This window comes from Pseudomonas sp. UV AK001 (assembly GCF_046097675.1).
Taxonomy (GTDB): Bacteria; Pseudomonadota; Gammaproteobacteria; order Pseudomonadales; family Pseudomonadaceae; genus Aquipseudomonas; species Aquipseudomonas kribbensis.
Genome location: NZ_JBJUVZ010000006.1, coordinates 1 through 18,110 on the forward strand (window position 1 = coordinate 1; position 18,110 = coordinate 18,110).

General features: G+C 60.5%; 12 protein-coding genes. 10 read left to right on the forward strand and 2 right to left on the reverse strand.

Annotated elements, in window-relative coordinates:
- Nucleotides 1-93: 93 nt before the first annotated feature.
- The 6 genes from recC to ACKLNA_RS17230 all read left to right on the forward strand — a co-directional run bounded on the left by recC (nucleotide 94) and on the right by ACKLNA_RS17230 (nucleotide 11,794).
- The gene (gene recC / locus ACKLNA_RS17205; protein ID WP_408986552.1) at nucleotides 94-3,546 is read left to right on the forward strand and encodes an exodeoxyribonuclease V subunit gamma; all 3,453 of its coding nucleotides are present in this window, start codon (nucleotides 94-96) and stop codon (nucleotides 3,544-3,546) included.
- Nucleotides 3,543-7,232: an exodeoxyribonuclease V subunit beta gene (gene recB, locus ACKLNA_RS17210; protein WP_408986553.1), complete on the forward strand. Its 3,690-nt coding sequence runs from the start codon at nucleotides 3,543-3,545 to the stop codon at nucleotides 7,230-7,232. Before recC ends, recB begins: the two co-directional genes overlap by 4 nt.
- The gene (gene recD / locus ACKLNA_RS17215) at nucleotides 7,229-9,334 is read left to right on the forward strand and encodes an exodeoxyribonuclease V subunit alpha (RefSeq protein ID WP_408986554.1); all 2,106 of its coding nucleotides are present in this window, start codon (nucleotides 7,229-7,231) and stop codon (nucleotides 9,332-9,334) included. Before recB ends, recD begins: the two co-directional genes overlap by 4 nt.
- Nucleotides 9,335-9,453: 119 nt before the next feature.
- Nucleotides 9,454-10,029, forward strand: a complete 576-nt coding sequence (locus ACKLNA_RS17220) for a YfiR family protein (RefSeq protein ID WP_408986555.1) — start codon at nucleotides 9,454-9,456, stop codon at nucleotides 10,027-10,029.
- Nucleotides 10,026-11,294: a diguanylate cyclase domain-containing protein gene (locus ACKLNA_RS17225; protein WP_408986556.1), complete on the forward strand. Its 1,269-nt coding sequence runs from the start codon at nucleotides 10,026-10,028 to the stop codon at nucleotides 11,292-11,294. Before ACKLNA_RS17220 ends, ACKLNA_RS17225 begins: the two co-directional genes overlap by 4 nt.
- Nucleotides 11,294-11,794 carry an OmpA family protein gene (locus ACKLNA_RS17230; RefSeq protein WP_248738395.1) on the forward strand — a complete coding sequence of 167 codons (501 nt, stop codon included), beginning with the start codon at nucleotides 11,294-11,296 and terminating at the stop codon, nucleotides 11,792-11,794. The genes ACKLNA_RS17225 and ACKLNA_RS17230 overlap by 1 nt, the downstream gene beginning before the upstream one ends.
- Here ACKLNA_RS17230 and ACKLNA_RS17235 read toward each other — a convergent pair.
- The gene (locus tag ACKLNA_RS17235; RefSeq protein ID WP_114881330.1) at nucleotides 11,791-12,738 is read right to left on the reverse strand and encodes a LysR family transcriptional regulator; all 948 of its coding nucleotides are present in this window, start codon (nucleotides 12,736-12,738) and stop codon (nucleotides 11,791-11,793) included. The two genes, ACKLNA_RS17230 and ACKLNA_RS17235, sit on opposite strands and share 4 nt — an antisense overlap.
- 149 nt (nucleotides 12,739-12,887) lie before the next feature.
- On the opposite strand from ACKLNA_RS17235, the gene ACKLNA_RS17240 reads away from it, so the two are divergent.
- Both ACKLNA_RS17240 and mmsB read left to right on the forward strand, forming a co-directional pair.
- Nucleotides 12,888-14,414: a CoA-acylating methylmalonate-semialdehyde dehydrogenase gene (locus ACKLNA_RS17240; protein WP_408986557.1), complete on the forward strand. Its 1,527-nt coding sequence runs from the start codon at nucleotides 12,888-12,890 to the stop codon at nucleotides 14,412-14,414.
- A 9-nt stretch (nucleotides 14,415-14,423) separates the two neighbouring features.
- Nucleotides 14,424-15,311: a 3-hydroxyisobutyrate dehydrogenase gene (gene mmsB / locus ACKLNA_RS17245; RefSeq protein ID WP_085713193.1), complete on the forward strand. Its 888-nt coding sequence runs from the start codon at nucleotides 14,424-14,426 to the stop codon at nucleotides 15,309-15,311.
- A gap of 76 nt (nucleotides 15,312-15,387) precedes the next feature.
- On the opposite strand, the gene ACKLNA_RS17250 is transcribed toward mmsB, so the two are convergent.
- The gene (locus ACKLNA_RS17250) at nucleotides 15,388-15,732 is read right to left on the reverse strand and encodes a cupin domain-containing protein (RefSeq protein WP_408986558.1); all 345 of its coding nucleotides are present in this window, start codon (nucleotides 15,730-15,732) and stop codon (nucleotides 15,388-15,390) included.
- A gap of 524 nt (nucleotides 15,733-16,256) precedes the next feature.
- Here ACKLNA_RS17250 and ACKLNA_RS17255 point away from each other — a divergent pair.
- Nucleotides 16,257-16,826, forward strand: coding sequence for an acyl carrier protein (locus ACKLNA_RS17255; RefSeq protein ID WP_408986559.1), 570 nt, complete (start codon nucleotides 16,257-16,259; stop codon nucleotides 16,824-16,826).
- Nucleotides 16,827-16,834: 8 nt separating this feature from the next.
- Nucleotides 16,835-18,109, forward strand: a complete 1,275-nt coding sequence (locus ACKLNA_RS17260) for a beta-ketoacyl-[acyl-carrier-protein] synthase family protein (protein WP_408986560.1) — start codon at nucleotides 16,835-16,837, stop codon at nucleotides 18,107-18,109.
- Nucleotide 18,110: the final 1 nt, after the last annotated feature.

Here is an 18,110-nt window from a genome sequence, read left to right on the forward strand (position 1 = left end):
TCGTACGGCATTCTCGGACGCCTTGCGGCTGCCCTCGTCAGCCGACAATGCTAAGGTTCAGCCCTAGCTTTTGTATTTTTCCAAGGAAGCCTTATGCCGGACACACAGTCCCTCAACGCTGCATTCATGGTGGTTCAGAGCAACAGCCTGGACGAGCTGCGCAGCCTTGTGATCAGCATCATGCGGCGTTATCCGCTGGCTCCTCTGGAAAACGAAATTGCGCTTGTGCAGAGCAACGGCATCGCCCAGTGGCTCAAGCTGGCATTAGCCGAGGATCCTGAAGTGGATGACCTTGGCGGCTGCGGTATTGCTGCGGCAATTGATGTGCAACTGCCGGGCAGTTTCATGTGGCAGCTTTACCGCATGGTTCTTGGACGAGATGAGATCCCGGCCAAGTCCTTGCTCGACAAGGCCCCTCTGACCTGGCGACTGATGCGCTTGTTGCCGCAGGTCATCGATCTGCCGCATTTCGAACCCCTGCAACGATTCCTGACCCATGACACCGACTTGCGAAAGCGCTACCAGTTGTCCGAGCGCCTGGCGGATCTGTTCGATCAGTATCAGGTGTACCGTGCCGACTGGCTCGAGGATTGGGCCGAGGGTCGTCATCAGCTACGAAATGTCAGGGGGGAGGTGAAACCGCTACCCAGCACCAGTTGCTGGCAAGCAGAGCTATGGCGTGCATTGCTTGACGATGTCGGTGAGCAAGGCATGGCTCAAAGTCGGGCAGGCGTGCACCAGCGATTCATCGAGTGCATCAACAACCTTGAAAAAGCACCGACAGGCTTGCCGTCACGGGTAATCGTTTTCGGAATTTCCTCACTGCCTGCGCAAGTACTCGAAGCATTGGCTGGGCTGGCCCGTTTCAGCCAGGTCCTGCTCTGCGTGCACAATCCTTGCCGTTATCATTGGGCTGATATCGTTGCCGACAAGGATCTGCTGCGCCATCAATACAAGCGTCAGGCTCGCAAGAGCGGCATGCCGGTAGTGCTGGATCCAGAGTCATTGCATCAGCACGCCCATCCGCTGCTTGCCGCCTGGGGCAAGCAAGGTCGTGACTACATCAATCTGCTCGACAGCTATGACGACCCCGGCAGCTATCGCGCCGCATTTCGCAATGGTCGTATCGATCTGTTCAGCGAAACAGTCCCGCAAAACATGCTCAATCAACTGCAGGACGACATTCTGGAACTGCGCCCACTCAGCGAGACGCGTGAGCTCTGGCCTGAGATCGATCTGAAACAGGATCAATCGATTCGATTTCACATTGCCCATAGTGCGCAGCGCGAAGTGGAGATTCTCCACGATCAGCTCCTGGCTCGATTCAGCGCCAATCCCGAACTGCGCCCCCGCGATGTAATCGTGATGGTGCCCGACATCGACAGTTATGCGCCGCACGTCCGTGCAGTGTTCGGACAGCTGGATCGTCATGATCCAAGGTTCATTCCTTTCACGCTGGCCGACCAGGGGCAACGCGGTCGCGACCCATTGCTGATCGCCGTCGAACATCTGCTCAAACTGCCCGATAGTCGTTTCCCCGTCAGTGAAATTCTCGACTTGCTCGATGTGCCGGCGTTACGCGCACGGTTCGGTGTGGAGGAGCGGGATTTGCCGACTCTGCATCGCTGGATCGAAGGCGCCGGTGTGCGTTGGGGGATGGATGCTGACCAGCGCGCCGGACTGGGATTGCCAAATGAACTGGAGCAGAACAGCTGGCGTTTCGGCCTGAAGCGGATGCTCCTCGGATATGCGGTTGGCGATTCCAGTGCCTGTGCGGGCATTGAGCCCTACGACGAAATTGGCGGCCTCGATGCCGCGCTGATCGGTCCTCTGTCCGCCTTGCTGGATGCCTTGGAGTACTCGCACCAGCAATTGCTCAAGCCTGCGAAACCTCAAGAGTGGGGGAGCCGGTTACAGGTACTGATGCAATTGTTTTTCAACGCGAGCAATGAGCATGACGACTACTTGTTGACTCAGCTTGAGGACCTGCGCGAAACATGGCTGGAGACCTGGGAGTCTGTCGGACTGGAAGACGAATTACCGCTGACCGTTGTTCGTGAGGCCTGGCTGGCCGGGCTGGATCAAGGGCGTTTGTCCCAACGGTTTCTGGCTGGCGCGGTGAATTTTTGTACCTTGATGCCGATGCGGGCAATTCCCTTCAAGCTGGTTTGCCTTCTGGGCATGAACGATGGCGATTATCCCCGGGCACAACCACCGCTGGACTTCGACCTGATGGGTAGCGATTACCGGCCGGGAGATCGCTCCCGCCGTGAAGATGATCGCTATCTGTTGCTCGAAGCACTGCTGTCTGCTCGCCATCAGCTCTACATCAGTTGGGTTGGACGCAGCATTCGTGACAACAGTGAACGGCCACCCTCGGTGCTGATCGGTCAGTTGCGCGATCATCTCGCCAATGGTTGGCGAACGACTGATGAAAGTGCGGATCTGTTGAGTGCCATGACCCAGGAACACCCGCTGCAGCCTTTCAGTTCACGTTACTTCCATGAAGGTGATGAGCTGTTCAGCTATGCCAATGAATGGCAGGTGCTGCATCAACGTCATGAGCCTGCCGAAGTGAAAGGAATGCTTGAACCCCATGTCCAGGAGGAGCCGCTCGGTCTTGCACTGCTGCAGGATTTTCTGCGTAACCCGGTTCGACACTTTTTCACTCAACGCTTGAAGGTTTACTTCGAAGCGGCGCAAGTGCCTCAAGCCGATGAAGAGCCTTTTGTGCTGGATGCATTGCAGCGATACACCCTCAGCAGCAGTTTGCTCGACGCGGCCTTGAGGCATCCGGAGAGTGTTGATCAGGCGCTTGAAGCTCAGGCCCGGCGCCTGCAAAACAGTGGGCTGCTGCCCATGGCGGGATTCGGGGAGTGCCTGCAACGAGAGCTGATCGAACCGCTTCCTGACTTGCTGCAACGCTATCAACAACTGCTGACGCTTTGGCCTACTTCGCTGACCAGTGCTATCCCGATCAATCTTGAATGGCACGGATTACGCCTGGAAGGATGGCTTGGAGGTCTGCATCAGCGTGCCGATGGCGGTGTGCTGTCGGTGACGACGATTCCCAACAGCATCGGCTCGATCAAAAGCCGAAAATGGCACCGTCTGATCAAACCGTGGGTCGATCATCTGGTCGCTTGTGCGAGTGGGCTTTCCTTGACCACAGCACTGGTCGCCAGTGATGACACTCTTTTGCTTGAACCGATGGAACAGGATCGGTCATGGCGGATACTCGAAGATCTGCTGCTCGCCTGGCAGTCAGGAATGCGTCAACCGCTCCCGGTTGCAGTGAAAACCGCTTTCGCATGGCTGGGCCAGACCGATTCGCTCAAGGCCGAAGCCGCCGCCCGCAAAGCCTATGAAGGTGATGGTCAGACCAGCGAAGGCGAGAGACGTGAAAGCCCCGCATTGGCGCGGCAGTTCCCGGATTACGATGCTTTGCTGGTCGAGGAGACATTCCCCGATTGGTGTAACGCTCTATACCGCCCGGTGCTCGAAGCCCCCTGGCAATCATTGGCCAGCGAGGGGGTACGTTCATGAGTACACAGCAGCCACTTGCCCTGGCGTTTCCATTGAAGGGCAGTCAACTGATCGAGGCCAGCGCGGGTACTGGCAAGACGTTCACCATCTCCGCGTTGTATCTGCGCCTGATCCTTGGTCATGGAGGCGAAGCGAGTGGCTTCGGTCGCGAGTTGCTGCCACCGCAGATTCTGGTGGTGACCTTCACCGATGCGGCAACCAATGAGTTGCGCGAGCGTATCCGCACACGTCTGGCCGAGGCCGCACGCTTCTTTCGTGACGAGACGCCGCCTCCTGATACGTTGATCGATGAGCTGCGCGCGCAGTTCGATCCCCAGCAATGGCCCGGCTGCGCCAACCGCCTGGAAATCGCCGCGCAATGGATGGACGAGGCAGCGGTCTCGACGATCCACAGCTGGTGTCAGCGAATGTTGCGCGAACATGCGTTCGACAGCGGCAGCCTGTTTACCCAGACCCTGGAAACCGATCACAGTGATCTGCTTGGCGAAGTGCTTCGGGATTATTGGCGGCTGTTCTGCTATCCGATGCAGGGTGATGCCCTGAATTGGGTTCGTACTAACTGGGGAGGCCCGGCCGCCCTGTTGCCTCGTGTACGTGCTCTCTTCGGCACTGAACGTGATGGCAAGGAAGACAGATCTCCAGCTGAATTGATCGAAGAGTGCCTGCTGGAACGCCGCGCAGCATTGGTTGAATTGAAAAAGCCCTGGCAGCAGTGGGCAGATGAGTTGCTCGCCATTTGTCATCAGGGTGTCGCCAGCAAGACGGTCGACGGGCGCAAAATGCAGGCCCGCTACTTCGAGCCCTGGTTCGAGAAGCTCAAGGCCTGGGCGGAAGACGAGTCACTGGAACAACTGGATATCGGTACCGGATTTACCCGGCTGACGCCGGACGGCATGGCCGAAGCCTGGAAAGGCGAGCCCCCGAGTCATCCGGGACTGGACGCGATGTCGAGGCTCAAGTCGAGTCTCGACGGGCTGCCGACGCCTGACGCGGCTGTGTTGCAGCACGCCGCCAAATGGGTAGGTTCGCGCTTTGAGGAAGAGAAGCGCAGACGAGCCGAAATGGGCTTCGATGACATGCTGCTGCGCCTTGACGCAGCCTTGCAATCCGAAGGCGGCGAGCGCCTCGCCACGCTTATCCGCGAGCAGTTTCCGGTCGCTTTGATTGACGAATTCCAGGACACGGATCCGGTGCAGTACCGGATCTTCGAGAACATCTATCGCATCGAGGAAAACAATCCCGAGACCGGCCTGTTTTTGATCGGTGATCCGAAGCAGGCGATCTATGCCTTCCGTGGCGCGGACATCTACACCTACCTGCGCGCGCGAATAGCCACCGCCGGGCGACTGCATACCCTGGGTACGAACTTTCGCTCCAGCCACGGGATGGTCCGTGCAGTAAACCAGGTATTCGAGCGCGCCGAGTCCCGTGAACAAGGACGTGGTGCGTTTCTGTTTCGAGAGAACGGCGGTGACAACCCGGTGCCGTTTCAACCCGTGGATGCTCAAGGACGCAAGGAGCGTTTACAGATTTCCGGGCAAGACGTTCCGGCCCTCACTATCTGGCACTTTTCCACTGAGCAGCCAGTCTCCGGTGCGGTCTACCGCCAGCAATTGGCGGCTGCCTGCGCCAGTGAAATCACGGCCCTGCTCAATGGCGGACAAGCCGGCAGCGCGGGTTTCGCGCAGGACGGCAAGGATTTCCGGGGCCTGCAACCGGCGGACATCGCAATTCTGGTGCGCGATGGCAAGGAGGCTCAAGCGATACGCGGTGAGCTTGCCGCCCGTGGGGTGCGCAGCGTCTATCTGTCGGACAAGGATTCAGTCTTCGCGGCCCAGGAGGCCCATGACCTTCTGGCCTGGCTCAAGGCGTGTGCCGAGCCGGATGTAGAGCGCTCGCTAAAGGCAGCCCTGGCCTGCATTACCTTGAATCTGCCGTTGGCTGAACTCGAACGCCTGAATCAGGATGAGCTGGTCTGGGAAGAACGAGTCATGCAGTTCCGGGCCTATCGCGAGATCTGGCGCAAACAAGGCGTGCTGCCGATGTTGCGGCGATTTCTTCATGATTTTCATCTACCGCAAACCCTGATTGCTCGCAGTGATGGAGAGCGGGTGCTGACCAACCTGTTGCACCTGTCGGAGCTGCTGCAGCAGGCAGCCTCCGAACTGGATGGCGAGCAGGCGCTGATCCGGCATCTGGCCGAGCACCTTTCGTTGTCCGGTCAGGCGGGTGAGGAGCAAATCCTGCGCCTTGAAAGCGACGAGCAACTGGTCAAGGTCGTGACGATCCACAAGTCCAAGGGGCTTGAGTATCCGTTGGTGTTTCTGCCCTTCATCTGCTCGGCCAAACCCGTGGACGGCAGCCGGCTGCCGTTGCATTACCACGATGCATCCGGCAAGGCTCAGGTCAGTCTCAAACCGGATGCCGAGCTGATTTCCCTGGCCGACAACGAGCGTCTGGCGGAGGATCTGCGTTTGCTCTACGTCGCGCTGACCCGGGCACAACATACCTGCTGGCTTGGTGTCACGGACCTTAAACGCGGCAATAACAGCAGTTCGGTTCTGCACCTCTCGGCACTTGGCTATCTGCTGGGTGGTGGTGCGTCACTGAGCGAGTCCAGCGGTCTGACCCGTTGGCTCGACGATTTGCACCAACATTGCCCAGCGCTGAGCGTCGTGGAAATGCCACTGGCAACCAGCGAGCGCTACCAGCCACCACGCAATGAAGCGACCCCAAGTGCCACGCTGATCCCCAAACGCAAGGCCAGCGAAAACTGGTGGATCGCCTCTTATAGCGCATTGCGCATCAGTGATGTGTTGAGCGTGGGCAGTGATGAAGCACCGGACAGCCCGCAAGCGCAGAAACTGTTCGACGACGAGCGCCTCGAGCCCGATGCCCCTCGCGAGATCATTCCGGGAGGCGCCGAAATTCATCGTTTCCCCCGAGGGCCGAATCCGGGGACGTTTCTCCATGGATTGCTCGAATGGGCAGGTGATGAAGGTTTCGCGGTTTCGCGCGAAGCGCTGGAAGACGCGATCGCCCGGCGCTGCAATCGTCGTGGCTGGGAAGGCTGGATCACGACCCTCAGCGACTGGTTGCAGCACCTGCTCAAATCGCCGATGCCGGCAGGCGCCGGTCGACCTTCAGTCGTGCTGGAGCAACTGAAACAGTATCGGGTCGAGATGGAGTTCTGGTTCGCCAGCCACAAGGTCGATGTCGTCAGACTCGACGAGCAGGTACGCAAGTTCACCCACAACGGCGTTGCCAGGGTGGCCGCCGAGGCCGTGCAACTCAACGGTATGTTCAAAGGCTTCATCGACCTGACCTTTGAGCATGATGGTCGTTACTACGTGGCGGACTACAAATCCAACTGGCTGGGCGTCGATGATGCCGCCTACACCGAGCAGGCCATGGAACAGTCGATTCTGGAAAACCGCTACGACCTGCAATACGTGCTGTATCTGCTGGCATTGCATCGCCAGCTCAAGGCCCGTCTCGCCGATTACGATTACGACCGGCATGTGGGCGGTGCGCTGTATCTGTTCCTGCGCGGTACCCGGGCAGACAGCGGTGGCGTGTATTTTGCGCGGCCGCCCCGGGAGTTGATCGAACGTCTGGACCGGATGTTCCAAGGCAAACCGGAACCGAAATCCGAGCCGGTATGGGAACAGGGAGAATTGCTATGAGCCGTACCTTCGCGCACTTGTCGCCGATTGCGCTGGATGCAGACAGTCTTGCTCAACTGGCGCCCCTGATGCAGGCCGAGGACTTGCTGCAGTTGCTGACCCACTGGGTAGAGCGAGGGTGGCTGCGGGCACTGGACAAGGCATTCGTGACGTTTCTTCATGAGTTGGTGCCAGACGTCGACCCGCTGGTTTTGCTTGCGGCCGCTTTGACCAGTCACCAGCTCGGTCATGGCCATGTGTGCCTGGATTTGTTTGAAACCCTCAAGGCTCCTGACTTTGCCCTGTCCCTGCCACCTGAGGGGGATGCGCAATCCGGTGTGTTGTTGCCATCGCAATTGCTTGAGTCCCTTGACGGCGCGCACTGGTGCAAGGTGCTGGCCGGCAGCCCTCTGGTGGCGCTGGCTGCCGACGAGAGTGAGTCTGCACGGCAATGCCCTCTGGTGCTGTCCGGTAAACGCCTGTACCTGCGCCGGTACTGGACCTATGAACGGCGCATCGACACGGCGCTGCGCCAGCGTTTGGCAGAGCATGAGCCGACGCCGGGTGATCTGTCACAGCGACTGGACGAGTTATTCGGATCGGCAAAGTCATCCGGTGCGATCGACTGGCAGAAGCTTGCCTGCGCACTGGCGACCCGAGGTGCCTTCAGCATCGTCACGGGCGGGCCGGGCACCGGCAAGACCACCACGGTCGTGCGTTTGCTGGCGTTGCTTCAGGCTCCGGCGGTCGAAGCCGGCCAGCCTCTGCGTATTCGCCTGGCCGCGCCTACGGGTAAAGCGGCAGCGCGGCTGACCGAGTCCATCAGCCAGCAAGTGCAATCGCTGAAAGTCGCCGAGGCCGTTCGGGAGAAGATTCCTTCCGAGGTGACTACCGTTCACCGCCTGCTCGGCAGTCGTCCCGGCACCCGACACTTTCGCCATCACGCGGGTAACCGCTTGCCGCTGGATGTGTTGGTGGTCGACGAGGCATCGATGATCGACCTGGAAATGATGGCCAACCTGCTTGATGCGTTGCCTTCACATGCTCGTCTGGTGTTGCTGGGCGACAAGGATCAACTGGCCTCTGTCGAGGCAGGTGCGGTGCTGGGGGATCTGTGTCGCGATGCCGAGGCGGGTTGGTACAGTCCGCAGACACGTCAGTGGCTGGAGTCCGTGAGCGGGGAATCCTTGCATGACGCCGGTTTGCACGAAGACACGGACGGTACGCACCCACTGGCGCAGCAAGTGGTGATGTTGCGTCACTCGCGGCGTTTCGGCGAGGGCAGTGGCATCGGCCAGCTTGCGCGCCGGGTGAATCAACAACGGCCGGATGAGGCTCGCCACTTGCTGGCAGCGCGAAGCCATGACGACGTTTATTCGCTGGCACTCAAAGGGGAGCATGACCATGCACTGGAACGCCTCGTTCTGGATGGGCATGGCGAGGGCCCTCACGGTTATCGGCATTACCTGAGCGTCTTGCGCAATCAGCGCCCGCCTGCCGGTGCCCCACTTGAGCATCCCGGTTGGCTCGATTGGGCGCGAGCAGTTTTGCAGGCGTTCGATACGTTCCAGTTACTGTGCGCCGTGCGCAAAGGGCCGTGGGGTGTCGAGGGGCTGAATCAGCGCATCACCGACGCGCTGCTCAAGGCGCGGCTGATCGACAGCGACCAGCAATGGTATGAAGGTCGTCCGGTCCTGATGACGCGCAATGACTATGGCCTGGGGTTGATGAACGGTGATATCGGCATCGCTCTCAAACTGCCCGAACGAGATGGACCAAACGCCGGTGAACCTGTCCTTCGGGTGGCGTTCCCGCGTAACGACGGGCGCGGCGGGGTACGATTCGTATTGCCGAGCCGGCTCAATGATGTGGAAACCGTGTACGCCATGACGGTGCACAAGTCGCAAGGCTCGGAGTTTGCCCATACCGCGTTGATCCTTCCCGACGCACTGAATCCGGTATTGACCAAAGAGCTGATCTACACCGGCATTACCCGAGCCAAACACTGGTTCACCTTGATCGAACCGCGAGCCGGGGTATTCGAGGAAGCGGTGCAGCGCAAGGTCAAGCGCTTGAGCGGTTTGATGCTGGAACTGGAGGAAGGCGCGACGCTTCGAGGGTGAAGTTGCCAGTGATTGCCGGCGTTATCTGACCGACCGGTCAGAGGGGGCTGTATCGCTGGCGTTCCAACGCTGTGCTATCGTTGCGGCATCATTTCGTAACGATCCAAGAGAATCCCTGCATGAAGCTGGCTGTCTGGGCGACAGAGCGCGTAGTTGGCAGCAAGCGAGCGTTGCTTGCCGTTCTGCTCTGTTTGCTCACAGGCGGGGTTGCTGCCCAGCCGCAAACAACGGTCGGTATGGCTGAACAACGAGCCAAATCCGTCACTCAGGTAGTCCTTGGCATCCTCAGTTACGCCCGTTGGCCGGTCGAGCCTGCGCAATTGCGCCTGTGCATCGTTGGTCCCACCGAATACACCGACGACCTGGTGAAAGGCACGACCCAGGCCACGGGCCGACCTGTCACGGTGCGTCGTCTGCTAGCCGACAACCCGTCCATCGTCAGCGAGTGCGATGCGGTGTATATCGGCAAGCTCACCGCCGATGAACGCAGCCGTCTGTTCGCTTCGCTGATCGGTCACCCGGTATTGAGCATCAGCGAGGGCGGCGATCAATGCACGGTCGGCAGCCTGTTCTGCCTGCGGGTCGGTGATGAGCAGGTGTCGTTCGAAGTCAATCTCGACTCCGTCGCCCGCAGCGGCGTGCGCATTCATCCTAGCGTGCTGCAGTTGTCGCGCCGCAAGCCGGCGGCTCCATGAGACGCGACAAATCCACAGGGCGTCCGACCCTGGGTTCGGTCATCGGTCGCGGGCATTTGATTGTGGCGCTGGTTGCCGTGGCGATGGCCAGTGTGTCCCTGACCCTGCTGGGCGTGCTGGCGCTGCGGGTCTATGCCGATCACAACCTGCACCTGATCGCTCGTTCGATCAGTTACACCGTGGAGGCGGCGGTGGTGTTCAACGACAAGCCTGCCGCGACGGAGGCGCTGGCGTTGATCGCCTCGACCGAAGAGGTGGCGGACGCGCAGGTGCTGGATAGCCAGGGTCAGTTGCTGGCGCGATGGCAGCGACCGGAAAACGGTTTGTTTTCCGGGCTGGAAATGCAGATCACGCGGATAGTGCTGGAAAAGCCGATCAGCCTGCCGATCCTGCACCAGGATCGCGAGATCGGCCGGATCCTGTTGATCGGTCACGGCGGCAGTCTGATGCAGTTTCTGTTGAGCGGTCTGGCGGGCATCATTCTCTGCACCGCGATCAGCGCCTGGGTGGCGCTCTTTCTGGCGCGCCGTCAGTTGCGCGGGATCATCGGCCCGCTGCACAGCCTGGCGGGAGTGGCCCACGCCGCCCGCAGCGAACGGGCACTGGACCGGCGGGTGCCACCGGCGAAAATCGCCGAGCTCCACAACCTCGGCAACGACTTCAACGCTCTGCTCGATGAGCTGGAGTCGTGGCAGACCCACCTGCAAAACGAGAACGAAACCCTTGCCCACCAGGCCACTCACGACAGCCTCACGGGACTGCCCAACCGGGCGTTTTTCGAAGGGCGCCTGATTCGTGCATTGCGCAGCGCCAACAAGCTCAACGAGCGCGTAGCAGTGCTGTTTCTGGACAGTGATCGTTTCAAGGAGATCAATGACAATTTTGGCCATGCGGCCGGCGATGCGGTGCTGGTGGCGGTAGCAAACCGGGTGCGGGCGCAGTTGCGCGAAGAGGATCTGGTGGCGCGTCTGGGCGGCGATGAATTTGCCGTGCTGTTGACGCCGTTGCACAAGACCGAAGACGCCGAGCGCATTGCCGACAAGATTCTCGCCAGCATGGACACCCCGATTGCATTGCCGGACGACACCAGTGTGGTGACCTCGCTCAGTATCGGCATTGCGGTTTACCCCGATCATGGCGCCACGCCCGGCACCTTGCTCGATGCGGCCGACGCCGCGATGTATCAAGCCAAGCGCCTGTCCCGCGGCGCCCAATTCACCGCCGGGTCGGAGCACCCGGTCGATCCCGTTCAAACCAGGAGCTGATGCCCGTGTTCTCAATTTCCTTTCGACTGTTTTCCACCCTGTTACTGACCGCCATGCTGGCCCTGACCGGTTGCCAGACCGCTCCGCAAAAAGGCCTGACGCCGGCGCAGATTGCCGTGCTCAAGCAGCAGGGTTTTGAACTGACCGACGACGGCTGGGAGTTCGGCCTGTCGGGTAAAGTGCTGTTTGGCAGCGACATCGAAAGCCTGAACAAGCAAAGTACCGAGATCGTCGAGCGTATCGGCAAGGCCTTGTTGGGGGTTGGCATCGAACGGGTTCGCGTGGATGGTCACACCGATGCCTCGGGCAAGGAAGCCTACAACCAGCAGCTGTCGCTGCGCCGAGCGAAGAGTGTGGGCAAAGTGCTGACCACGGTCGGCATGAAGGAAGAGAACATCCAGCTGCAAGGCCTCGGTAGCCGCGAGCCGGTAGCCTCCAACGACACCGCCGCCGGCCGCACCGAAAACCGCCGGGTGTCGATCGTGGTCAGCGCCGACTAGTCGGCGAACTGCATTTCCCGCGTCTGTCCCATCAACAGCGCCTGGTTGCGCTCGGTCACTTCGCGGATGTAATCCCACAACAGGGTGATCCGCTTGAGCTTGCGCAGGTCCTCCCGGCAGTACATCCAGAACTGCCGGGTGATGTCGATTTCCTCCGGCAGCACCGGCAACAGGCGCGGATCCTGGGCCGCGAGGAAACACGGCAGAATTGCCAGCGAACGCCCCTGCTGCGCCGCCACGAATTGCGCGATCACGCTGGTGCTGCGCAAGTTCGCGCTGGCGCCGGGCACTACGTTTGCCAGATACAGCAGCTCCGAGCTGAACGCCAGGTCATCCACATAACTGATGAATTGATGCTTGCCCAAATCGGCGGGGCGGCGGATCGGTGGGTGCTTGTCGAGGTATTCCTGGGTCGCGTAGAGCTGCAAACGGTAGTCGCAGAGTTTGCAGCACACGTACGGCCCGTGTTCCGGGCGTTCGAGGGCGATGACGATGTCGGCTTCGCGTTTGGACAGGCTGATGAAGTGCGGCAGCGGCAGGATGTCCACCGAGATCGCCGGGTAGGCGTCGACGAAGTGGCTCAGTTGCGGGGTGATGAAGAAACTGCCGAAACCCTCGGTGCAGCCCATCCGCACATGCCCGGACAGCGCGACGCCGGAGCCGGACACCTGTTCGCAGGCCATGTGCAGCGTACTTTCGATCGACTCGGCGTAGCTCAGCAGACGCTGGCCTTCGGCCGTCAGCACGAAACCGCTGGTGCGGGATTTCTCGAACAGCAATGTGCCCAACGCGGCTTCCAGCGAACTGATCCGCCGCGACACCGTGGTGTAGTCCACCGCCAGGCGTTTGGCCGCGGTGCTGGCCTTGCGGGTGCGGGCGACTTCGAGGAAAAACTTGAGGTCGTCCCAGTTCAGCGAGCCTAAAGACGTGATGTTTTTTTGCATGATGGACGGGCTTATATGTGCGTTCTTATTAGAAGTTTGCACATCTATACTCCAAAAACAGTCCGACAACCAATCGCGACACACGCCTCATCTCAAGGCGAACCTTTCGCCTTGGCTCCCCAAGATAAAAACAATTTCTGGAGACCAGCATGAACGCATCGCTTACGCCCAACGAAACCACGGTCCAGAAGGTCAAGCTGCTGATCGACGGCGAGTGGGTCGAGTCGCAGACCACCGAGTGGCACGACATCGTCAACCCGGCGACCCAGCAGGTGCTGGCCAAAGTCCCGTTCGCCACCGCCGCTGAAGTCGACGCTGCCGTCAGCGCCGCCCAACGCGCCTTCCAGACCTGGAAGCTGACCCCGATCGGCGCACGCATGCGCATCATGCTCAAGCTGCAGGCGCTGATCCGCGAACACTCCAAACGTATCGCCGTGGTACTGAGCGCCGAGCAGGGCAAGACCATTGCCGATGCCGAGGGCGATATTTTCCGTGGCCTGGAAGTGGTCGAGCACGCCTGCTCCATCGGCAGCCTGCAGATGGGCGAGTTCGCCGAAAACGTGGCCGGCGGTGTCGACACCTATACCCTGCGCCAGCCGATCGGCGTTTGCGCCGGCATCACGCCGTTCAACTTCCCGGCGATGATTCCGCTGTGGATGTTCCCGATGGCCATCGCCTGCGGCAACACCTTCGTGCTCAAACCGTCCGAACAGGATCCGCTGTCGACCATGCTGCTGGTGGAACTGGCCATCGAGGCCGGCATCCCGGCGGGTGTGCTCAACGTGGTGCACGGTGGCAAAGACGTTGTGGATGGCTTGTGCACCCACAAGGACATCAAGGCGGTTTCGTTCGTTGGTTCGACCGCCGTCGGCACTCGCGTTTATGACCTCGCCGGTAAACACGGCAAACGCGTTCAGTCGATGATGGGCGCGAAGAACCACGCCGTGGTGCTGCCGGACGCCAATCGCGAGCAAGCGCTCAATGCCCTGGTCGGCGCCGGTTTCGGTGCGGCCGGTCAACGTTGCATGGCCACCTCGGTGGTGGTGCTGGTGGGCGCGGCCAAACAGTGGCTGCCGGATCTGAAAGCGCTGGCGCAGAAACTCAAGGTCAACGCCGGCAACGAGCCGGGCACCGATGTCGGCCCGGTCATTTCGAAAAAGGCCAAGGCGCGGATTCTCGATCTGATCGAAAGCGGCATCAAGGAAGGCGCCAAACTCGAGCTGGACGGTCGCGACATCAGCGTGCCGGGCTACGAGAAAGGCAACTTCGTCGGCCCGACCCTGTTCTCGGGCGTGACCACCGACATGCAGATCTACACCCAGGAAATCTTCGGCCCGGTGCTGGTGGTGCTGGAAGTCGACACCCTCGATCAGGCCATCGCGCTGGTCAACGCCAACCCGTTCGGCAACGGCACCGGCCTGTTCACCCAGAGCGGCGCGGCGGCGCGTAAATTCCAGACTGAAATCGACGTCGGCCAGGTCGGCATCAACATCCCGATTCCGGTGCCGGTGCCGTTCTTCAGCTTCACCGGTTCGCGCGGTTCGAAACTCGGCGACCTCGGCCCGTACGGCAAGCAAGTGGTGCAGTTCTACACCCAGACCAAAACGGTCACGGCTCGCTGGTTCGATGACGACAGCGTCAACGACGGCGTGAACACCACCATCAACCTGCGCTGAGGAATGGCCATGAAAATCGCATTTATCGGTCTGGGCAACATGGGCGCGCCGATGGCGCGCAACCTGATCAAGGCCGGGCATTCGCTGAATCTGGTGGACCTGAACAAAACCGTGCTGGCGGAGCTCGAGCAACTGGGCGGCACCATCCGTGCCTCGGCCCGTGAGGCCGCCGAAGACGCAGAGCTGGTGATCACCATGTTGCCGGCCGCCGTGCATGTGCGCAGTGTCTGGCTCGGTGAAGACGGCGTACTGGCCGGAATCGGCAAAGGCGTGCCGGCGGTGGATTGCAGCACCATCGATCCGCAGACTGCGCGCGACGTGGCAGCGGCGGCTGCCAAACAAGGCGTGGCCATGGCCGATGCACCGGTCTCCGGCGGCACCGGTGGCGCCACGGCCGGTACGTTGACCTTCATGGTCGGCGCCACCCCGGAACTGTTCGCCACCCTGCAACCAGTGCTGGCGCAGATGGGCCGTAACATCGTGCATTGCGGTGAAGTCGGCACCGGGCAGATCGCCAAGATCTGCAACAACCTGTTGCTCGCCATTTCGATGGTCGGCGTCAGCGAGGCGATGGCCCTCGGTGATGCGTTGGGAATCGACACCGGTGTGCTTGCCGGGATCATCAACAGTTCGACCGGGCGCTGCTGGAGTTCGGAAATGTACAACCCGTGGCCGGGCATCGTCGAAACGGCGCCGGCCTCGCGCGGTTACACCGGTGGCTTCGGCGCCGAGCTGATGCTCAAGGATCTGGGGCTGGCCACCGAAGCGGCGCGTCAGGCCCATCAGCCGGTGGTGCTCGGCGCGGTGGCGCAGCAGTTGTATCAGGCGATGAGCCAGCGCGGAGAAGGTGGCAAGGACTTCTCGGCGATCATCAACAGCTATCGCAAACCGCAGTAAATGTCGCCAGGCCTGTGCTCGGCACAGGTCTGTATTGCCGGGAAATCACGTCGGGTGGTTTCCCGGCTTTTTTGTATCAGGCGAACACGAAATATTTGCGCACGGTCTCGACCACTTCCCAGATGCCTTTCATGCCCGGCTCGACCACGAAGATGTCGCCGGCACGCAGATGGATCGGCTCCATGCCGTCCGGGGTGATGACGCAGTAGCCTTCCTGGAAATGGCAGTACTCCCACTTCACGTAGTCCACCCGCCATTTGCCCGGCGTGCAGATCCAGGTGCCCATGATCTTGCTGCCGTCTTCGCTGGTGTAGGCGTTGAGGTTGACGGTGTGCGGGTCGCCCTCGAGCTTTTCCCATTTACAGGCGTCGAGTACGGGCAGCGGGTGGGTGTCGCGCAAAACGGTGATAGGTGCGGTCATTGGTGAGTTCCAGAGTGGGCCTTGAAGCGGAAGTTGCACCCTATAGCGCGGGGTACTTTGCCAATTGTCTGGGCTCGACATTCAGTTGCTCATAAACGCAGCAGCCAATTGCACTGAACGGTTAGTCAATAACCCTGAAACTTTACTTGAAGGGATGTACTGATCTGGAACAAAGGTTATGAACTTATAACAAAATTACTTGCTTTAATTTGGCAGGTGATACGTCAGGGTGTCATCGCTAAGTTGCTTTCCATAGTTGACCCCGAGAGCGGGCGGCGCGCTCCACCCTACGCAGACTTTGTTAAGTAAATATGTCGCTCCGACCAATCGCTCGCACCAATCGAGTGCAGTATTTACGGGGCTTGTGCACGTCCGTCTCAGATCAATAAAAAACTTTGAATAGTTCGTTGACTCTCCCCTTAAGGGCAGAGTTTAGATTTCCGCCGCGTGAGAAGTTGCTGTAGGAAAAGTTACTTCTCGTATGCGGAAAATATGAGTCAGCCACGACATATAGGGAGATAGAAATGAACAATCCATTGGACTTGGAACAGGTCATTGGCAGCACCCGCGCCATTCTCGCGCAGTTGTTGGTAATGAGCGCTGATGAAATCGATGAGCACAGCAGCATCGTCGAAGATCTGGGGGCGGATTCGCTGGACATCGTCGACCTCAGCTTCCAGCTGGGCCGTCAGTATGGCTGCACTTTGCCCAAGACCAGCGTGCTGGACCACGCGGTGGCTGTGTGCGGGGATGCCAGCGAGTTTCTGGCCAATGGCCGGATCACCGAAAACGGCAAGGCCCTGCTGGAGCAAAGCCTGAGCGCCTATGCGCCGGACCAGCTCACTGCCGGCATGCAACCGGCGCAGGTGTTCGCGGCCACCACGGTTCTCAACTGGGCGCAGCAGTGCCGCAATCTGTTCAATTACCTGCCATCGAGCTGCCCTGACTGCAACGCCCATCAAGCTGTGCTCAACGAGCGTCAGCAAGTGGTCTGCGGTGCATGCAGCGCACGGCTGGTGCCGGCCGATGGCGACGAAGTCTCCCGTCAACTGGTCGAGCAGTTTGTGGCCACTCACGTCAAAGAGACGGTGTAGGAGCTCACATGCGGGCACGAGAAGTCTATGTGAGCGGGTTCGGCCTGGTGGCGCCCATGGCGCTGGACGCTGCCACGTTGTTCGAGCGCATCTGCCGGAAACAATCCTGTGTCCGCGAACATCCCCGGTTCCAGGCACTGGGGTTTCGCAACAGTGCGGCCGGGTTTATCGATGACGCGCAGTGGCAGCGGATTGCCGCCGGATTCGGTGGTAACGCAGCGCTGCACCCGCGCCAGAGCGTGCTGGCGGAGTACGTCGCGCGTCAGGCATTGCAGCACGCCGGTCTGACACCGGCCGACTTTGCCCACAGCCGCAGCGGCCTGTTCCTGGGGGCCAATAAATACTGTGCCGACAGTCACGATTTGCAGCGGGTCAGTCGGTGCATGGATGACACGGGGCGAGTCGATCTGGATCGCCTGCTGGACCATCCGGCACCCTCGAGCGCTGCGTTCGCGCGTCGGGTCGATCAACAGACGCAACACCTGGCGGACTGGCTCGGTATACGCGACTGCATCTCGACCCACTCCGACGCCTGTGCCGCCGGCACCATGGCCATCGGCAGCGCCTACCGGGCGATCGAGCGCGGTGAAGTGGATCTGGCAATCTGCGGCGCCGTGGAACTGATGGCCAACGAGCTGCCGTATTACATGTTCAACAGCCTTGGCGCGCTGTGCCAGGCCGACCTGCCGGCAGGCGAGCAGAGCCGCCCGTTCATGCCGGATCGCAGTGGCTTTGTGCTCAGCGAAGGCGCGGCTCTGGTGATTCTCGAATCCGCCGGGCATGCCCAACGGCGCAAGGCCAGGCCATTGGGACGAGTGTTGGGCTACGCCAATGTCTGCGAAGCCCAGAAGATGACCTCCAGCAGCCGGGATGGCAGCAAGTACGAGGAATGCATGGACGCTGCAATCGAAGATGCCGGGCTGCTGCGCAGTGCCGTGCAACACGTCAATACCCACGGGACTTCCACCCAGGCCAACGACAGTTGCGAGGCCCTGGCCCTGCAACGGCTGTTTGGCGAATGCCAGGACTTCATGACGTTCACCGCCAACAAGTCGGCCATGGGGCACTCCCTGGCGGGCAGCGGTGCCATTGAGGCCGTGCTATCGCTGATGACGTTGCGCGACGGTGTGCTGTTGCCGACCTTGAACTATGAACCGGAGCGCGCCGAGTACCCTTCATTGAAGTTCCTCAGCGAGCCTGTGCGCCAGCCGATCAACGTGGTGATGTCCAACTCCTTCGGATTCGGCGGCGTCAACAGCTCGCTGGTTCTGGGGAGGGCATGAC